Annotated in this window: 13 protein-coding genes; 4 read left to right on the forward strand and 9 right to left on the reverse strand. The window is 71.6% G+C overall.

Annotated features, from left to right (window positions below; genetic code table 11):
- Positions 1–199 precede the first annotated feature (199 nt).
- From ACFWW8_RS22625 to ACFWW8_RS22635, 3 genes are all read left to right on the forward strand, one after another.
- A complete protein-coding gene (locus ACFWW8_RS22625; protein ID WP_386530743.1) occupies positions 200–1261 on the forward strand; it encodes a PucR family transcriptional regulator in 1062 nt (353 codons plus the stop codon).
- 414 nt (positions 1262–1675) lie between these two features.
- The gene (locus tag ACFWW8_RS22630; RefSeq protein ID WP_386530744.1) at positions 1676–2185 is read left to right on the forward strand and encodes a hypothetical protein; all 510 of its coding nucleotides are present in this window, start codon (positions 1676–1678) and stop codon (positions 2183–2185) included.
- An 88-nt stretch (positions 2186–2273) separates the two neighbouring features.
- Positions 2274–3797, forward strand: coding sequence for a flotillin family protein (locus ACFWW8_RS22635; protein WP_386530745.1), 1524 nt, complete (start codon positions 2274–2276; stop codon positions 3795–3797).
- 283 nt (positions 3798–4080) lie between these two features.
- Here the strand turns inward: ACFWW8_RS22635 and ACFWW8_RS22640 are convergent, their stop codons facing one another.
- Complete coding sequence (locus ACFWW8_RS22640) at positions 4081–4662, reverse strand: hypothetical protein (RefSeq protein WP_386530746.1); 582 nt, start codon at positions 4660–4662, stop codon at positions 4081–4083.
- 363 nt (positions 4663–5025) lie between these two features.
- Here ACFWW8_RS22640 and ACFWW8_RS22645 point away from each other — a divergent pair, with 363 nt between their 5' ends.
- Complete coding sequence (locus ACFWW8_RS22645) at positions 5026–5604, forward strand: 4'-phosphopantetheinyl transferase (RefSeq protein WP_386530747.1); 579 nt, start codon at positions 5026–5028, stop codon at positions 5602–5604.
- A 27-nt stretch (positions 5605–5631) separates the two neighbouring features.
- On the opposite strand, the gene ACFWW8_RS22650 is transcribed toward ACFWW8_RS22645, so the two are convergent.
- The 8 genes from ACFWW8_RS22650 to ACFWW8_RS22685 form a co-directional block, all read right to left on the reverse strand.
- Positions 5632–6975: a PLP-dependent aminotransferase family protein gene (locus ACFWW8_RS22650; RefSeq protein ID WP_386530748.1), complete on the reverse strand. Its 1344-nt coding sequence runs from the start codon at positions 6973–6975 to the stop codon at positions 5632–5634.
- Entirely contained in the window at positions 6969–8168 is a 1200-nt protein-coding gene (locus ACFWW8_RS22655; RefSeq protein ID WP_386530749.1) for an alpha-hydroxy acid oxidase, read from the reverse strand. The genes ACFWW8_RS22650 and ACFWW8_RS22655 overlap by 7 nt, the downstream gene beginning before the upstream one ends.
- Entirely contained in the window at positions 8165–9277 is a 1113-nt protein-coding gene (gene hppD, locus ACFWW8_RS22660; protein WP_386530750.1) for a 4-hydroxyphenylpyruvate dioxygenase, read from the reverse strand. The genes ACFWW8_RS22655 and hppD overlap by 4 nt, the downstream gene beginning before the upstream one ends.
- A 104-nt stretch (positions 9278–9381) precedes the next feature.
- A complete protein-coding gene (locus ACFWW8_RS22665; protein WP_386530751.1) occupies positions 9382–10311 on the reverse strand; it encodes a phytanoyl-CoA dioxygenase family protein in 930 nt (309 codons plus the stop codon).
- Entirely contained in the window at positions 10295–10654 is a 360-nt protein-coding gene (locus ACFWW8_RS22670; protein WP_386530752.1) for a Dabb family protein, read from the reverse strand. Before ACFWW8_RS22670 ends, ACFWW8_RS22665 begins: the two co-directional genes overlap by 17 nt.
- Positions 10651–12132, reverse strand: coding sequence for a pyridoxal phosphate-dependent decarboxylase family protein (locus ACFWW8_RS22675; RefSeq protein ID WP_386530753.1), 1482 nt, complete (start codon positions 12130–12132; stop codon positions 10651–10653). The genes ACFWW8_RS22670 and ACFWW8_RS22675 overlap by 4 nt, the downstream gene beginning before the upstream one ends.
- Positions 12125–12493: a hypothetical protein gene (locus tag ACFWW8_RS22680; protein ID WP_386530754.1), complete on the reverse strand. Its 369-nt coding sequence runs from the start codon at positions 12491–12493 to the stop codon at positions 12125–12127. Before ACFWW8_RS22680 ends, ACFWW8_RS22675 begins: the two co-directional genes overlap by 8 nt.
- Positions 12494–12563: 70 nt before the next feature.
- Positions 12564–15512 carry an AMP-binding protein gene (locus ACFWW8_RS22685; protein ID WP_386530755.1) on the reverse strand — a complete coding sequence of 983 codons (2949 nt, stop codon included), beginning with the start codon at positions 15510–15512 and terminating at the stop codon, positions 12564–12566.

The raw sequence follows: 15512 nt of genomic DNA on the forward strand, positions 1-15512 counted from the left end.
ACCATCGGATGCCGGGCACGGCGCAGCTCTCCTCGACACAAGGGCGTTTCTTGATCATCTCGGTCGCTTTGCGGTAGCGCATTGCCGTCGCCCGGCAGTCTCTACCCGCTATTCGGGGTCGGGGGAGGACCCTTTGCTGCCTGTGGCACCCTGATTGCGCGTCAATGGGTTCGCCGGCGCGAGGAGAACGGGGGAGTGCGTGACGGAGCGGGAAGCACCGCAGGTCCAGCTGACGGGGTATGCCGAATGCCTGCGCGACGCCTGCAGCACCGGGCGCCGGATGACGCGCTCCGAGCTGGAGGCACGCCGCGCCGAGGGGGAGCGGGCCGCGGAGCTCGGCCTCATGCTGCGCGTGATGATCCGCGAGCACCTGGCCGTGTCCCAGGAGGTCCTCACCCGGGTGCCGATCCAGCAGGCGGGTTCGCTTCTTGCCGTGACCGAACAAGCAGTGGACGCCTTCGTCGAAGGCTACGAGCGCGCCCAGCACCAGGCCGTGCGCCAGGAGGAGGCCGCACGTCGCGAGTTCATCGACGACCTCCTCTACGGGCGCAGCGATCTCGGGAGGCTGGCGGAGCGCGCCGAACGGTTCGGGCTGCGCCTCTCTCAGGCCCACGCGGTGGCTGTGGCGAGCGGCCCGGAGCCGTACGGCGACGGCTACCAGGTGGCACGCAGGATCGAGTCGGCGGTACTGACTCGGTTCGCGGGCCGGCAGATCCTGCTCACCACCAAGGACGGGCGCCTGATCTGCGTGGCCCCCGGGGACCAGCCGGACGTTCTGGCGTTCATCGCCAAGCAGGCGTACGCCGCCACTGACGGCGGCAAAGTGGCCATAGGCCGCTCCCATCCCGGCGCCGGCGGCGTGGTGCACTCCTACGAGGAAGCGCTCAACGCCCTCGACCTGGCCGAGCGGATGGGCCTCGACGGGCCGGTGCTACACGCCGCTGACCTGTTGGTCTACCCGGTTTTGACGCGGGACCGGCAGGCGATGGCCGACCTGGTGGAAAACGTACTGGGCCCTCTCCGCAACGGGCGCGGCGGCGCCCAGACCTTCATCGACACCCTCACCGCGTACTTCGACAGCGGCTGCGTGGCGACCGAGGCCGCGCGCCGGCTGTCGCTGAGCGTGCGGGCGCTGACCTACCGGCTGGAGCGGATCCACAGCCTCACCGGCGCGGACCCGGCCGACCCGGTCAACCGCTACACCCTCCAGACCGCGGTGATCGGCGCCCGCCTGCTGGACTGGCCCGACACCCAGGGGTGAGCCCCCGCCTCAGGGCGCGCGGTTCCTGCGAGCCGCCGGGGAAGTAGTTGAAGGTGAGGCCGGCCCGGCTGGCGATGACGATGTCGGGCGGGTCGCCGACGAGGGTGGCGGAGCCGCCGGCTGTCGTCGCCACAGACGGCCATCTGACCAGCGGGAAGCAGAAGTTGAGCCGGCAGGGAATTCGACACGGCCTCAGGATGCCTTGTACCCGGCAGCCACGCGCGCCCCCGTTCCGGTTACGACGCTCCGCGCGGCGCCGCAGCCGACTGACAAGCGGGCCCCGATCCTCGACGCCTCCCCCATCTGCGTCAAAGAGGCGTAAAGATTGCCGACGACAGGCAATGTGTGAGCCTGGGACCTCCTGGCAATCTGCTGTCGTCCAGCGGGAAAAGGAAGTCGCACGGGGAGGTGCTCATGGGCTTGTTTCTGGGTCTCGGCATCGGGGGGATCGTCCTGCTTGCTGCCTCGCTGGTGTTCGACGGGGTCCTCGAGGGTGCCTTGGACGGCGTCCTGGACGGACTGTTCGACGGGTGGCTGTCGCTGCCGGTGATCGCGGGTTTCGTCTCGATGCTCGGTTTCACGGGGGCGATCGTGCTCGGGTCCACGGGGCTCGGGCAGGGAGCGGCAGCCGCCGCGGGGGCCGTGGCCGGAGCAGGCGCGGGCTGGGCGACGTACGGCTTCAGCCGGGCCCTGCAACGCGACGGCGACGGCAGCGCCCCCCGTCAAGCGGACCTCGTCGGTTCAGCGGGCCGGGTGGTCACCGCCATCCCGGCCGACGGCTACGGCGAGGTACTGCTGTCGCTCGGCGGCCAGCCGCTGAAGTACGCCGCGACCGCCGATGCCCCGATAGAGCGGGGGGCCGAGATCTGGGTGACGGCCACGCCGTCCACGACCTCGGTCAGCGTCCGCGCCGTGCACCGCTGAGCAGCGCCAACCAAAGCCTTCCACCCTCCGATCCTCTTTCCATCAGCCCTTGAGTCCGCCTCCTTCCGGGAGGCAGGGGGGAACCGCCATGAGTCCTGTTGTCACCGCGGTCGTAGGAGTCGCCGTACTCCTCGTCCTGCTCGCCCTCGTCGTCGTCACCCGCTACAAGGTCGCCGGCCCCAGCGAGGCGTTCATCATCACCGGACGCCGGGGCAAGCGGTCCACCGATCCGGAGACGGGGCGGATATCGACCGACAACACCGGCCAGAAAGTCGTGGTCGGCGGCGGCGTGTTCGTCGTCCCGTTCGTCCAGCAGCGCTACACCCTCGACCTGTCCAGCCGGCACATCCCGATCGCCGTGCGGGGAGCGGTCACGCTGCGCGGCATCAAGGCGAACCTCGAAGGCGTGGCGATCGTCAAGGTCGGCGGCAACGAGGACGCCATCCGCGCCGCCGCCCAGCGTTTCCTCCAGCAGCAGGAAGGCATCGTCGGCTTCACCCAAGAAGTTCTGTCGGGCGCGCTGCGGGCCATCGTCGGCCGGATGTCGGTCGAGGACATCATCCGCGACCGGGCCGCCTTCGCGGGGCAGGTGGCGGAGGAAGCCGAGGCCAGCCTGTCCGGCCAGGGCCTGGTCCTGGACGCTTTCCAGATCCAGGACATCACCACCGAGGGCTCCTACCTGGAGGACCTCGGCCGCCCCGAGGCCGCCCGCGCCAAGCAGGAGGCCGACATCGCCGAGGCCAACTCCCGCCAGGCCGCCGAACAGGCCCGCCTGAAGGCCGAGGAGGAGATCGCCGTCGCCCAGCGGACGTTGTACCTGCGGCAGGCCGAGATCAAGGCGGAGACCGACGCGGCGACCGCCCAGGCCAACGCGGCAGGCCCTTTGGCGGACGCCGACCGGCAGCAGCAGATCCTGGCCGAGCAGGAGAAGGTCGCCGAACGCCAAGCGGCGCTGACCGACCGCCAGCTCGACACTCAGGTCCGCAAGCCCGCCGACGCCCGCCGCTACCAGGCGGAACAGGAAGCCGAAGCGCTGCGGGTCGCCCGCGTGAAGCAGGCCGAGGCGGAGCGTCTGGCGGCCATCGCGGCCGCCCAGGCGGAGGCCGAGCGGGCCCGTCTGACGGGTGAGGGCGAGAAGCAGCGTCGCTCCGCCCTCGCCGAGGCCGAGGCCATCGAGGGTGCCAAGCGCGGTGAGGCCGAACGCGCCCGCCGTGCGGCCATCGCCGAAGCGGTACGCCTGGAGGGCGACGCGGAAGCGGCGGCCATCTTGGCCAAGGGCGCCGCCGAGGCCGAGGCGATGCAGAAGAAGGCTGACGCCTTCGAGAGCTACGGTGACGCCGCGATGATCCAGATGATGGTCGAGGCACTGCCCCAGGTCGTGGCCAAGGCAGCCGAACCGCTGTCCGCCATCGACAAGATGACCGTCATCTCCACCGATGGCGCGAGCAAGCTCTCCCGCACGGTCACTGACAACGTCGCCCAGGGCATGGAACTTCTCTCCTCCACCACCGGCGTCGACCTCGCCCAACTCCTGGGCGGGCTGACCGCCGCCAAGACGTCCGCCATGCCCGAGCCGAACTCCTCCAACGGCAAGATCGAAATCGCCGGATAACTCGCACATCCTTGGGGCCCGCCGAGAGCGGGCCCCAAGACGCAGTGGAAGACAGACGCGCAACCGGGGGGATGCCGGTGTTTCGACAGTTGAGGACGCCTACGGTTGCGGGCAGCGGGGCCGCAGGCCGTTTCTGCTGCCCGGCGGTGCATACGGGGTGCCCTACGGGCAATTATGGGCCGGTGCGGCCCCCGGCAGCGGCGGCACGGAGGAGACTGCGGTGGAGGAGGAGAGTGGGGGCGGCGCATCCGCGAAGCGGCGGGGCCTGCCACCACAGGCGCGCTCAGCCCGTGAGGAAGGCGCCTTCGGAGCAGGGGCGGCAGACGAAGACGTAGCCCAACCGGCCACCGAGGTTCATCTGGGTCTGCCGGTCGATCCCCTCTTCCACGTGTGCCGCGAATTCCGTCGTGCCGGAGCAGGACGGGCACCCGGGCAACCGGTCGTCGTCCAGGTATGAGGGGCTGCCGCCGAGCGATCCGAGCACCTCGCGTTGCATCCCGAACCGCTCGTAGGGCTCCCGCTTCCACCCTGAACGGGCGAGGTCGTATGCGTCGCGCGGGAGATCGTCGCCGTCATCCTCCTCGGGTTCGAGCGTCACGACCCGGGTCGTGATCGCCGACACTGCGGGCAGCAGCGTCACGCCCTTCTCGGGTACGGCCACCGGTACCAGTCCCGCGGGCGGGAAGAGAAGTACCCGATTCGCCCCGGAGGTCGCGTCCCACAGCTCGCAGGCGCCCGGATCGTTCTGGCACACGAACACCGACAGGACGCCGTACTCGACCGGCAGGTGCGCGAAGAACTGCATCGGCCCTCCGCAGTGGTCGCCGCACACCGGCCAGCTGAACGCCTCGGGGGCCAGCGGCACACCCCCGAACCTGGCTCGTCCTCCTCGATCAGGAATCCGGGTGGTGGAGGCGGCAACCGCGCTCCCTGCTAAGGAGCTTGCTCGCTCACGGGAACGGGGGCGGAGAGACAACGGGCACCTCGACGATTCCATCGGTCACCGGAACAGCCGAGCATGCCCGTTGATCACGCTGCCGCACCGGGGGACTCCAAGATCCCCGACGGAGTCAAGCCTGAGAGGAAGTTCTGATAACCCCATTCGGGACGCTTGGATAGCTTGGACAGGGCTGGTCGAGGGGTGTGGGTGGTGGGTGAGGTAGTGGTGGCTGACGGTGTCGTAGTTGAGCACGTGTTCGGGGATGTGGCCGGTGCCCGGTTGGAACCCATGGAGGAGAGTGCCGTTGCCGGAGCGGTTGCCGCGCGGCGGCGGGAGTTCGCCACCGTGCGGGATTGCGCGCGTCGGGCCATGGCGCGGCTGGGGGTCGCCTACCAGCCGTTGCTGCCGGGGGCGTTCGGTGCTCCCGTGTGGCCGGAGGGTGTCGTGGGGAGCATGACGCACTGCCCCGGGTTCCGGGCGGCCGCGGTGGCACGGGCGGCGGAGTTCCACGTCGTGGCGCTGGACGCCGAGCGCAACGAGCCGGTGCCGGACGGGGTGATGCGGCGCGTGGCCGGGTCGCGGGAACAGCGGTGGGTGGGACGGGCGCTGGCGGCCGACGACGGCGTGCGGTGGGACCGGTTGCTGTTCAGCGCCAAGGAGTGCGTCTACAAGGCGTGGTCCCCGCTGACGGGGCGGTTCCTGGCCTTTCACGAGGCAGAGCTGTGGCCCGTCGGTGACGGGGTGCTGGCCGCACGGCTCGCGGTGCCGGGGCCGGTGGTCGAGGGTCGGCGGATCGGGGGCTTCCACGTCCGGTGGGTGATGCGGGACGGGCTGCTGACCACCGCGATCACGGTGCCCCGCCGGTAGGGGCACCGTGATCGGACGCTGCCGTCGTCACTCGGAGGCGGCGGTGCTCCTGATCAGTGCGGCCAGGCGGCGCAGGCCCTCGTCCATCAGGGCCCCGGTGACCAGGCTGAACGAGAGGCGCAGTTGGTACTCGGTCCCGGGCCCGGTGCCGAAGTGGCGCATCGGGGTCCACAGCACGCCGTACTCGCGGGCGGAGACCTCCAGCAGCGCGTCGTCGGCGGGGAAGGGCACGGTGACGACGGCGAAGAAACCGCCGTGAGGGACATTCCAGGTGACGCCCGACCCGCTGCCCGGCGGAAAGTGTCGGGACAGCCCCGCCAGCAGCCGGTTGAGGTTGTCTCGGTAGAGGGCGATCTCCCGGGCGTTCGCCTCGCGGAGGGCGCAGTCGTGGGTGAGGAGCTTCCCGGCGATCACCGCCTGGGCGATGGGCGAGGTGTTCACCGTGAGCATGCTCTTCAGCTTGGACAGTTCGTCGGCCAGGAGTCCGGTCGTGCCGTCGGCGGCGGTCACCCGCTGATCGGCCAGGACGTAGCCGACGCGGGCTCCGGGCAGGCCGGTCTTGGCGAAGGACCCCAGGTAGACGACGCGGTCCCGGGTGTCGAGGGACTTCAGAGTGGGCAGGGGCTCGCCGTCGGCGGTGAAGTAGCCGTACGGGTTGTCCTCCACCAGCAGCAGGTCGAGGCGTTCGGCGAGGTCGAGCAGGGTATGCCGCGTCGGCACGTCGATGCTGACGCCCGAGGGATTCGCGAAGTCGGGGATGAGGTAGCACGCGCGGGGGCGCAGGCCTCGCGCCCGGGCATCGCGGACCACCTCTTCCAGGTGGGCGGTGTCGACGCCGTGCCGGCCGCCGCGGACCTCCAGAACGGGCATGTCGACGAGACGGGCGGCACCCGTGATGCCGACGTAGGTGGGTGAGACGGCGAGGAGTACGTCGCGGGCGTCGGCGCGCAGGGCCCGCAGCACCAGGAACATGGCCTCCTGACAGCCCACGGTGACGACCAGGGCCTCGGGATCGGCCACGATGCCCTCGTCGACGGCGAGGTGCCGGGCGATCAGCTCGTGGACGATGCCCTTGGTACGGCCGTACTGGTAGAAGGTGCGCCTGACCTGGTCCTCGTCGAGGCCCCGCTCCTCGCGCAGATGGCGCTCGTAGCGGTAGAGGTACTGGTGGACGAGGGCGGTCTCGAAGAAGCCCTCGTACGGGCGGCCGGGGGCGAACGAGATCGCGTCGGGGAAGCGCTGGGCGATCTCGTTGAGGAAGGTCATCGATCCGAGGGCCGGATCGGTGAGCGAGGCGTGCAGGTCGGCGAGGTTCAGGGACGCCGGCACGGCGGGGCGGGTGTCGGTGGTCGTCCGGCGTGCGGTCACCACGGCTGGGGTCCTCCACTGCTCGGGGGCCGGTGGGCCGTGCGCGCGTCGGGCTGCGGCCAGGGCCGGCCGAGGGGCTCCGTCGCGCGACGGGTCCGCAGCAGGGCGGCTGCGGCGGGATCGGTGCAGCCGGCGAGACCGAGGGCGTCCCGGAACTCGGCGGCCAGCAGGTCGAGGGTGCGGCGGACGCCGTCGTCCCCCGCGACCGCGAGACCCCACAGCACGGGCCGTCCGAGGAGGACGCCGCGGGCACCCAGGGCGAGCGCCTTGACGATGTCGACGCCGCTGCGGACACCGGAGTCGAGGAGGACCTCGCAGGCCGCGGGGAGCGCCGCGCGGATCTCGGGCAGGGCGTCCAGGGTGGGGACCGTGCCGTCGAGCTGGCGGCCGCCGTGGTTGGACACGACGACGGCGTCGGCGCCGCATTCGGCGGCGCGGACGGCGTCCTCGGGGTCCAGCAGGCCCTTCACGATCAGCGGCAGTCGGGTACGGCGGCGCAGTTCCTCCAGGTCGGACCAGGACAGGGACGGGTCGAACGCGGCGGCAGTGTGGCGGGCCACCGCGGAGGTCCCCGTGGCAGCCCGGTGAGCAGCGGAGGCGGCGCCCGTGGTGAGGTTCGCGGCGACGACGTCCTCGGGCAGGGTGAAGCCGCCCCGGACGTCCCGCAGGCGCCGGCCCATCCAGGGGACGTCCACCGTGAGCATGACGGCCGTGCAGCCGGCGTCCTCGGCGCGGCGCACGAGGTCGAAGGTCCGGGCCCGGTCGCGCAGCCAGTAGAGCTGGAACCAGGTGGTGGCCCCGACCGCGGCCACGTCCTCGATGGTGCGGCTGCTGAGCGTGGCGACGGTGAAGGGGATGCCGGCTTCCTTGGCGGCGCGGGCCCCGGCCAGTTCGCCGTCCGGGTGGACCAGCCCCTGGTAGCCGATGGGGGCGGTGGCCACGGGCATCGCGGCGGGCAGGCCGAGCAGGGTCGTCGCCGGTTCGCAGCCCGACACGTCACGCAGGGCCCGCGGAACCAGGTGGGTGGTGTCGAAGGCCCTGCGATTGGCGGCCAGGGTGAGTTCGGATCCGGCGCCGCCGGCCACGAAGTCCCGTACCGGGGCGGGCAGCAGCCGGCTCGCGGCCTGTTCGATGTCGGCGAGGCTGTGGAGGTGCTCGACAGCCGTCGCGGGGGCGGCCTGGGTGGTGTCCGTCATCGCCCGGGGCCGTTGCGTCGGTACATCTCCAGTTCGACGGCTTCGTAGAGGGCTCGGATGTTGGACGAGCCGAAGGTCTTCGCCCCGAGTCGTTCGATGACCTCGAAGAAGAGGGTGCGCCGGGGGTGGGTGGAGCGGGTGAAGATCTGGAAGAGCTGGCCCGCGTGGTCCTCGTCGACGAGGAGGTTCAGGGTGCGGAGGGTGTCGAGGTCGTGGTGCCGCAGTGCCACGCGGTGGCCGAGGAGTTCGTAGTAGGTGGCGGGCGCGGTGAGGAACTCGACGCCGCGGCCGGCCAGGACGCGGACCGTGGCGGCGGCGTCGGCGCTGGAGAAGGCGACGTGCTGGACGCCGGAGCCGCCATGGTTCTTGAGGAAGTCGTCGATCTGGCCGGGCTCGGCCTCGGGGTCGGGCTGGATGAGGGTGAACGTGATGTCACCGGAGCGGCTCTGGACGACCTTCGACAGCATGGCCTGGGCGCCGACGGCGATCCGCTCCTCGAATATCTCGCGGAAGCCGAGGGCCTGGCGGTAGTGGGCCACTGTGTCGGCGAGCTCGCCGACCGCCAGGCAGACGGCGAAGTGGTCGATCTCCAGGAGGTCCGGGCCATCGGCGGGCCGCTCGGTGTCGCCCGGGGCGAGGGGCTCGAAGCCGGGGGGCAGGTCGTCGCCGTCGTCCCGTTCGACGAGGGTGTGGACCACGTCGCCGAAGCCCGACACGGTGGCGGTGGCGCGGGTTCCGGGGCCGGGGTGCCGGGTCGGCGGGGCCACGGGATCGGCGCCGTGGGCCACGGCGTGTTCGTACGCGGCGGCGGCGTCGGCGGTGCGCAGGGCGATGCGGGCGACGCCGTCGCCGTGCTGGTGCGCGTAGGCGGTGGCCGGGTGGTTGTCGTCGATGCCCTGGGTGAGGATCAGCAGGGTGCGGCCGTGGCGCAGGGCGAGCGACCGGTGGCCGGGGCCCTGGGCCGTGCCGACGGGGGTGAACGCGTAGTGGGAGATCCAGTGGGCGCTCGCGCGCTCCAGGTCCTCGACATAGAACTCCACGTGGTCGAGGCGGAGGTCGTCGACGGGCAGTCCGGCGTCGTGGCGGACGATGTCTGCTGCCGTGGTCATGGGTGCGTGATCCGTTTCTTCCTGGAGGTGACGTGGGGCGCCGGGGGTGGCGGGCCGGGTGCGTGGCGCGGAGTCCGCCACCCCGGTGTGGCGTGTCCCCGCGGTCAGGCGGCGGGAGAGGGCGGCTGCCCGTCCCAGACGGCGGGGCAGAACTCAGGGTCCGCGTAGTCCGGCGTGCCCTCCGGGGTCCTGCGGACGAGGGCGTCGTGGTTGTACGTGGCGAAGCTGCCGTCGGCGAGGGGGAAGGCCCGGTAGGCGTTCTCCCCGTCCTGGAGGTGGAGGGAGATGGCGCGGCGGGGCTCTGTCGAGAGGTTGGGGCCGCTGCCGTGGTAGGTGCGGCAGTGGTGGAAGCTGACGTGTCCTTCGGGTATGACCATCGGGACCTTGCGGACCTCGGCTCCGTTGGCTTCCGCGGTGCGGTGCAGGACCGATTCGGCATCGCGGCCCAGTTCGACGAAGTGGCGGGCCGTGACGGCGTCGCGGTCGAGCTCCCGCCAACGGTGGCTGCCATCGATCATGGTGATGGTGCCCATCCGCTCGTCACACGTGTGGAACGGGATGAAGGCGGTCAGCATGCGCTCGGAGCTGGAGGTGGCCCAGTAGTCCCGGTCGAAGTGCCAGGGGACGAGGTTGCTCGGCTCCTGCGGGCTCGGCGGCTTGAGGATCAGGGTGGACTGGAAGACCCGGATCCGGTCGGCCTCGGCGAGGCGGGCGGCGACGGCTCCCAGGAGGGGCTTGCGCAGGACGCGGGCGATCTCGTCGCTCTCGTAGTGGATGTAGTCGTTGTGGCGCTGGACGGCTCCCTTCTCGGGGGTCCAGTACGCGAGGCGCGGCGGCCGGGCGGGCAGGGTGCGGCTGCGGGCGCCGCCGTAGAACTCCTCGGAGGCGCTGCGCAGGAGGGCCGTCTCCTCGTCGGTGAACAGCTTCTTCGACAGGTACCAGCCGTGCTCCGCGTAGAAGGCGACGTCGGCGTCGGCGGGGAGGAGGTCTCGCTCCTCGTGGGTGAGGGTGAAGGCATCAGCGGGTGCGGACACGGGGGTCTCCTTCCGGGTGGTGCGGCAGCGGGGTCGTGGACGGGGTGGGCCGGGCCGGGATGTCCGCGAGGACGCGGTCGCTGAGGGCGGTCCATGCCTCTGCGGCTCGCCGGTGGAAGGGGTGCGCGAGGTACAGGGCGAGGGCGTCCTCGTCGTCGAGGAGCCCGAGAACGGCGTAGTCGTAGGCGGCTGGGCGGTCCGAGACGTTCCGCCCGCAGGTCCAGGCCCGCAGCTCCTCGATCTCCTCCCCCATGCGTTCCTGGAGCTCCTCCGCGGCGCGGGCCTCGGGGCTGTCCCAGGTGATGCCGGGTTTCAGGCGGAAGAGGACGATGTGGTGGATCATCTGGATTTCTCCGCGCTGCGGTTCAGGGCTGTCCAGAGGCGGGCGATGTCCTCGGGCGTGGTGTGGATGTTGGCGAGGGAGACACGGATGACGTAGCCCTCGCGGATGACGGAATGGGAGACGAAGGCTTCCCCGGCGTCGTTGAGTTCCGCGACGACTCGGGCGTTGAGGGCGTCGAGGGCGGCCCGTCCCTCCGGGGTGCCGGGCCGTGGCCCGTCCGACGGCTGGTACTGCAGGCACACCAGGGGGTAGTCGGACGGCACGGGGCAGTGCCAGTCGGGGTGCGCGTCGGCGAGGGCCCGGAGCGAGTTGGCGAGGTCGACGGCGTGGTCGAGGCGGCTGCGGAGCCCGTCGAGGCCGAAGGTCCGGATCACCCACCACAGTTTCAGAGCGCGGAAGCCCCGCCCCAGCTGCGGCGACAGGTCCATGAAGTCGGACGTGCCGCCGGGGTGGGTGGATGTGAGGTACTCGGGGACGAGCCGGTAGGTGTTGGCGAGGGCCCCGCGGCGGCGGCAGTGGAGGGACGTGGCGTCGAGGGGGACGAAGAGGGTCTTCTGCGGGTTGACGACGAGGGAGTCACCGACGGACACGTCCTCGAGGGCCGGGCGCAGGGCGGTGGAGAGGGCGAACAGCCCGCCGTAGGCCGCGTCCACGTGGAGCCACACGCCGTGGCGCCGGCAGATGTCGGCGATCGGGCCGAGCGGATCGGCCGCCGCCACCGAGGTGGTGCCGACGGTGGCGACCACGGCGACGGGACGCCGGCCCGCCGCCAGATCGCCGACGACGGCCTCTTCCAACAGGTCCGGGCGCATCCGGTAGCCGCTGTCGGAGGGGATGCGCACGACGTTGCGCAGGCCGACGCCGAGTGTGATGGCCGCCTTGTCGACGGAGCTGTGAGCCTGGTCGGAGGTGTAGATCCGCGGGGTGGGCACGTCCGGACCGGCCAGGCCCTGCTCACGGATGTCGTGGGAGTACGCCGCGTCCCGAGCCGCGCCGAGGGCGTACAGCGTGGCCAGCGAGGCCCCGCCGACGAGGACGGCGTCCGCGTCGGCGGGGTAGCCGGCCATGTCGGCGAGCCAGCGCAGCACGATCAGCTCGAGAGCGGATGCCGACGGGCTGGTCTTCCACAGCATGGCGTTGACGTTGAGGGCCGCCGTCATGGTCTCGGCGAGGACCCCCGGGAAGCTGGCGCACGTGGAGAAGTAGCCGTGGAAGGCCGGGTGGTTCCACTGGACCAGGTCGGGGACGACCTTGTCCCATGTGTCGGCCAGGATGCGCGAGAAGTCGTCGCCCTGTTCGGGGGCGGCGGTGTCGAGGCGGGCCGTCAGTTCCCCGGGATCGTAGGGGCGGGCGACCGGTACGTCCCGGACGTGCTCGAAGTGGTCCCGGAGGGAGGCGAGCAGCTCACGGCCGTGCCGTTCGAAGTCGACGGGTGCCCAGTCGCCGGTGGCTTCGAGCCTGGTGGTGGGCTCAGCCATGCGCATGCCCGTTGTGGTGCGCGCCGTCGTGGTCGCCCGCCTCGACGTCGACGGGAAGCTCGGTGAAGTAGACGATGCCGCGGGGGCCGTCGCAGTACTCCTCGTAGAAGCCGCCGAGCAGCTCCTCCTCCTTCTTGATGAAGACCTCGTGTTCGGCACGGCTGCGCCAGCTGTACATCATCCAGATCTCGGACTCCCGCTCCTGGAGCTGGTAGAAGCGCCCGTGCTCGCACCAGCCCGGGTCTCCGTGCGCGCCGGGGCCGACGATGTCGTCCATGATCTGCATGAGTTCCAGGGCCCGGCCCGCGAACTCGTCCTTCAGCTTCCAGGTCTCGATGACGGTGACCTTGTCGGTGCTCATGTGTGTTTCCCCTCGGAGTGAGTGAGTGAGTGAGTGGTGGGTGGGTGGGTGGTGAGGTCGGGTCTGCGGGTCAGTGGCCGGTGACGGCGTCGGTGATGGCCTCGATCTCGCCGGCCACCGCGGCCATCACCGACTCCACGAACGGGGTCGCCTCCGGGCCGGGTACGAACTCCGCGACGAGGTGGAGCGCGTCGGGCCGGTCCTCGAAGAGGAAGATGAGCGGCAGTTTGGCGATGCCGGTGAACACCTCCTCGGCCTCGAAGAGCGTGGACCCGGGGGCGGGCCGGCTGACCTCGGCGAGCATGGCGTGCACCAGCGGGGCGTCCGGTCGAGCCTGGATCGTCCGGAGGTCGCTCAGGGAGACGTCTGAGTGGTCCAGGGTTTCCAGGAGGCCGCGGCGCAGCTCCGCCAGGTGGGCCAGGACGGAGATGTCGGAGGTGCGGGGGCCGGCGACCAGGGGCACCACGTTGGTGAGGCAGGCGACCTGTCGGTCGTCGGCGCTCCGCTTGGTCATCGGCGTGGCCAGGGAGACCGCGTCGGTGGCGAGCCGGCGGGCGAGGACCGTGGTCAGCGCGGCGTGAAGGATGCCGAAGACACTGGTGCGCGCCGTGTCCGCGGTGGCCAACAGGGCTGTGTGCGCGGGGCCGGCGAGGTGGATCTGCCTGCGGGTGGCGGCGTCGCCGGGCGGCACGGGGACGGCGAAACCCTCCCGGAGGGGGGCCAGCCGCTGCTGCCACCACGCGCGCAGTGCGGCCGGGTCGGCCGGCGCGTGCCAGATGCCGGCAGCGTGCTGCGGCGGGACGGCGGGACGGTCGAGCAGTAGGTTCTCCAGGTGCTCCAGCAGGACGTCCACGGCGAGCGCGTCGATGGCGACGTGGTGGACGACGAGGAGGAGGGTGGGCAGTCGGCCGGGCAGCAGGTACGCGCGGAACTTCAGGGCGTCCGCGAGGTCGAACGGGCGGCGGGCAGCGGCCGTGGCCGCGGCGTCCCCGTGGGGGCCGTCGGCCGGGAGGTGTTCCAGCCGGAAGGCGCAGGCGGCCGGGTCCGCCACCTCCTTGACGAGTTGCCCGCCGCGGAGGTGGTAGGCGGTGCGCAGGGAGGGGAGGTCGCGGACACAGTCCCGCAGGGCCGCCTCCAGGCGGTCGGCGGGGACCTCGTGGGTGAAGTTCAGCCGGTAGACCTCGTTGTTGCCGCAGCTGCCGGGGGCGAGCATGTCGGCGAGCCAGATGTTCTGCTCGCCGACGCCGCAGGCGTCCGCGCCGGAAGTCGGGGACCCCTCGGTCGGGGTGGGGCGGGCGTTGCCCCGCCGGCGGTGGACGAGATCGGCGAGGGCGCCGAGGTCCTCGCAGCGATGGATCTCCCTCAGGGGCACATCGGTGGCGTGGTCACGCAGCAGCCGCTGGCGCAGTGAGATGAGCTCCAGGGAGGTCAGACCGTGCAGTCGGCGGCGGTAGGAGGCGGGGTCCGGCGCGGTCGTCGTGCAGAGGGCGAGGACGTCCTCGATGCGGGCGGCGCCGCTGTCGGTACCCGGACTCCCGGCGTCGGCGAGCAGCGCCGACAAAGCCTTCTCGTCGATCTTGCCGCTCATGGTGGTCGGGAGGGCGGCAACGGTCAGGATGTCGTGGGGGACGCTGTAGCGGGGCAGAATCGCGGCGAGTTTGTCCCGGATGTCCTCCGGGTGCGGGGTGGCCTCGGGCGTCGCGGTGACGAAGGCGGCCAGCCGGGTGCCGGCGGGGGTCTCGCGGGCGGCGACGTGCCCGTTGGCGACACCCGGGCAGGTCAGCAGGTGGGTGGTGATCTCCTCGAGGTCGACGCGGATTCCGTTGACCTTGCACTGGCGGTCGGACCGGCCGAGGCACGTCAGGACCCCCGACACGTCGCGTACGACGATGTCGCCGGTGCGGTACGAGGGGTGGGGGGAGTCGGCGCGGCGGAAGAAGGCCTTGCTGTCGCGGGCGTGCGCGGACAGGTACCCGGCGGTGACGTTGGGGCCGGTGACCACCAGTTCGCCCGCTTCGCCCGCAGCGCAGGGGGCGCCGTCCGGTGCCAGAACCTCGGCGGTGACCCCGGGCATCGGCAGGCCGATCGGGATGGTCGTGGTGCCGTCGAGGTCGTCGGGGGTCACGACGTGGTGGGCGGTGTAGACGGTGGCCTCGGTCGGCCCGTACGCGTTGATCAGCCGGAGGGACGGGTCCACGATGATCCGGCGCGCCAGTTCCACACGCAGCGGCTCACCGACCGAGGTCACCACCTTGAGGGTGGCCGGCAACGTGCGGTGGTGCTCCAGGTGGCGGGCCAGGTTGCCGGGCACGTTGGTCAGGGAGGTGAGGGGGACGGGGGTGTCCCCGATCCGGAAGAGGTCCTCGAAGAGGACGAGGGTTCCGCCGTGGACGAGGGGGCCGAGGATCTCGGCGAAGGAGACGTCGAAGCCGACGGAGATGGTGAACGCCGAGTAGGCCATCTCCTCGGGGGTGTACGTGTCACGCAGCCAGTCGGTGAAGAAGGACAGGTTGCGGGCCGAAACGGGCACCGCCTTCGGCAGGCCGGTCGAGCCGGAGGTGTACAGGACGTAGGCGGTGGGACCGGGGGTGGCGGGGACCTCCGCCTCGGACACGGCACCGCCTGGGTGTGCGGCGTGGAGCACGGAGCGGTTCAGGACGGGCGTGTCCCCCTCACGGAGGGCGGCGGCGTCGGGGTTGTCGTCTTCCAGGACGAGCAGGTCGCAGCCTGCGTCCGCCAGCATGAACCGGAGCCGTGCGAGGGGTATCCGGTCGTCGATCGGCAGGAAGGCGGCGCCGATCCACTGGGCGGCGAGGAACAGCGTCACCGTGTCCGTGGACCGGTTCACACACACGGCGACCGTGCTGCCGGGGCCGAGGCCGCGTGCGCGCAGGGCGTGGGCGTGGGCGAGGACGGCGGCGAGGAGTCCGGTGTAGGTGATGGTGGCGGCGCCGTCGATGAGTGCCGTGCGGGGGCCGTGCTCGTGGGCGGCGCGGCGCAGCAGCTCGTTGGTGTCCAT

It is taken from the genome of Streptomyces sp. NPDC058701 (assembly GCF_042715295.1).
Classification (GTDB): domain Bacteria; phylum Actinomycetota; class Actinomycetes; order Streptomycetales; family Streptomycetaceae; genus Streptomyces.

Bases quoted from the DNA above. Each gene is read 5' to 3' on its own strand.
- ACFWW8_RS22630 (WP_386530744.1), top strand. From the start codon at position 1,676: ATGGGCTTGTTTCTGGGTCTCGGCATCGGGGGGATCGTCCTGCTTGCT.
- ACFWW8_RS22635 (WP_386530745.1), top strand. From the start codon at position 2,274: ATGAGTCCTGTTGTCACCGCGGTCGTAGGAGTCGCCGTACTCCTCGTC.
- ACFWW8_RS22645 (WP_386530747.1), top strand. From the start codon at position 5,026: ATGGAGGAGAGTGCCGTTGCCGGAGCGGTTGCCGCGCGGCGGCGGGAG.
- ACFWW8_RS22655 (WP_386530749.1), bottom strand. From the start codon at position 8,168: ATGACGGACACCACCCAGGCCGCCCCCGCGACGGCTGTCGAGCACCTC.
- hppD (WP_386530750.1), bottom strand. From the start codon at position 9,277: ATGACCACGGCAGCAGACATCGTCCGCCACGACGCCGGACTGCCCGTC.
- ACFWW8_RS22670 (WP_386530752.1), bottom strand. From the start codon at position 10,654: ATGATCCACCACATCGTCCTCTTCCGCCTGAAACCCGGCATCACCTGG.
- ACFWW8_RS22675 (WP_386530753.1), bottom strand. From the start codon at position 12,132: ATGGCTGAGCCCACCACCAGGCTCGAAGCCACCGGCGACTGGGCACCC.
- ACFWW8_RS22680 (WP_386530754.1), bottom strand. From the start codon at position 12,493: ATGAGCACCGACAAGGTCACCGTCATCGAGACCTGGAAGCTGAAGGAC.
- ACFWW8_RS22685 (WP_386530755.1), bottom strand. From the start codon at position 15,512: ATGGACACCAACGAGCTGCTGCGCCGCGCCGCCCACGAGCACGGCCCC.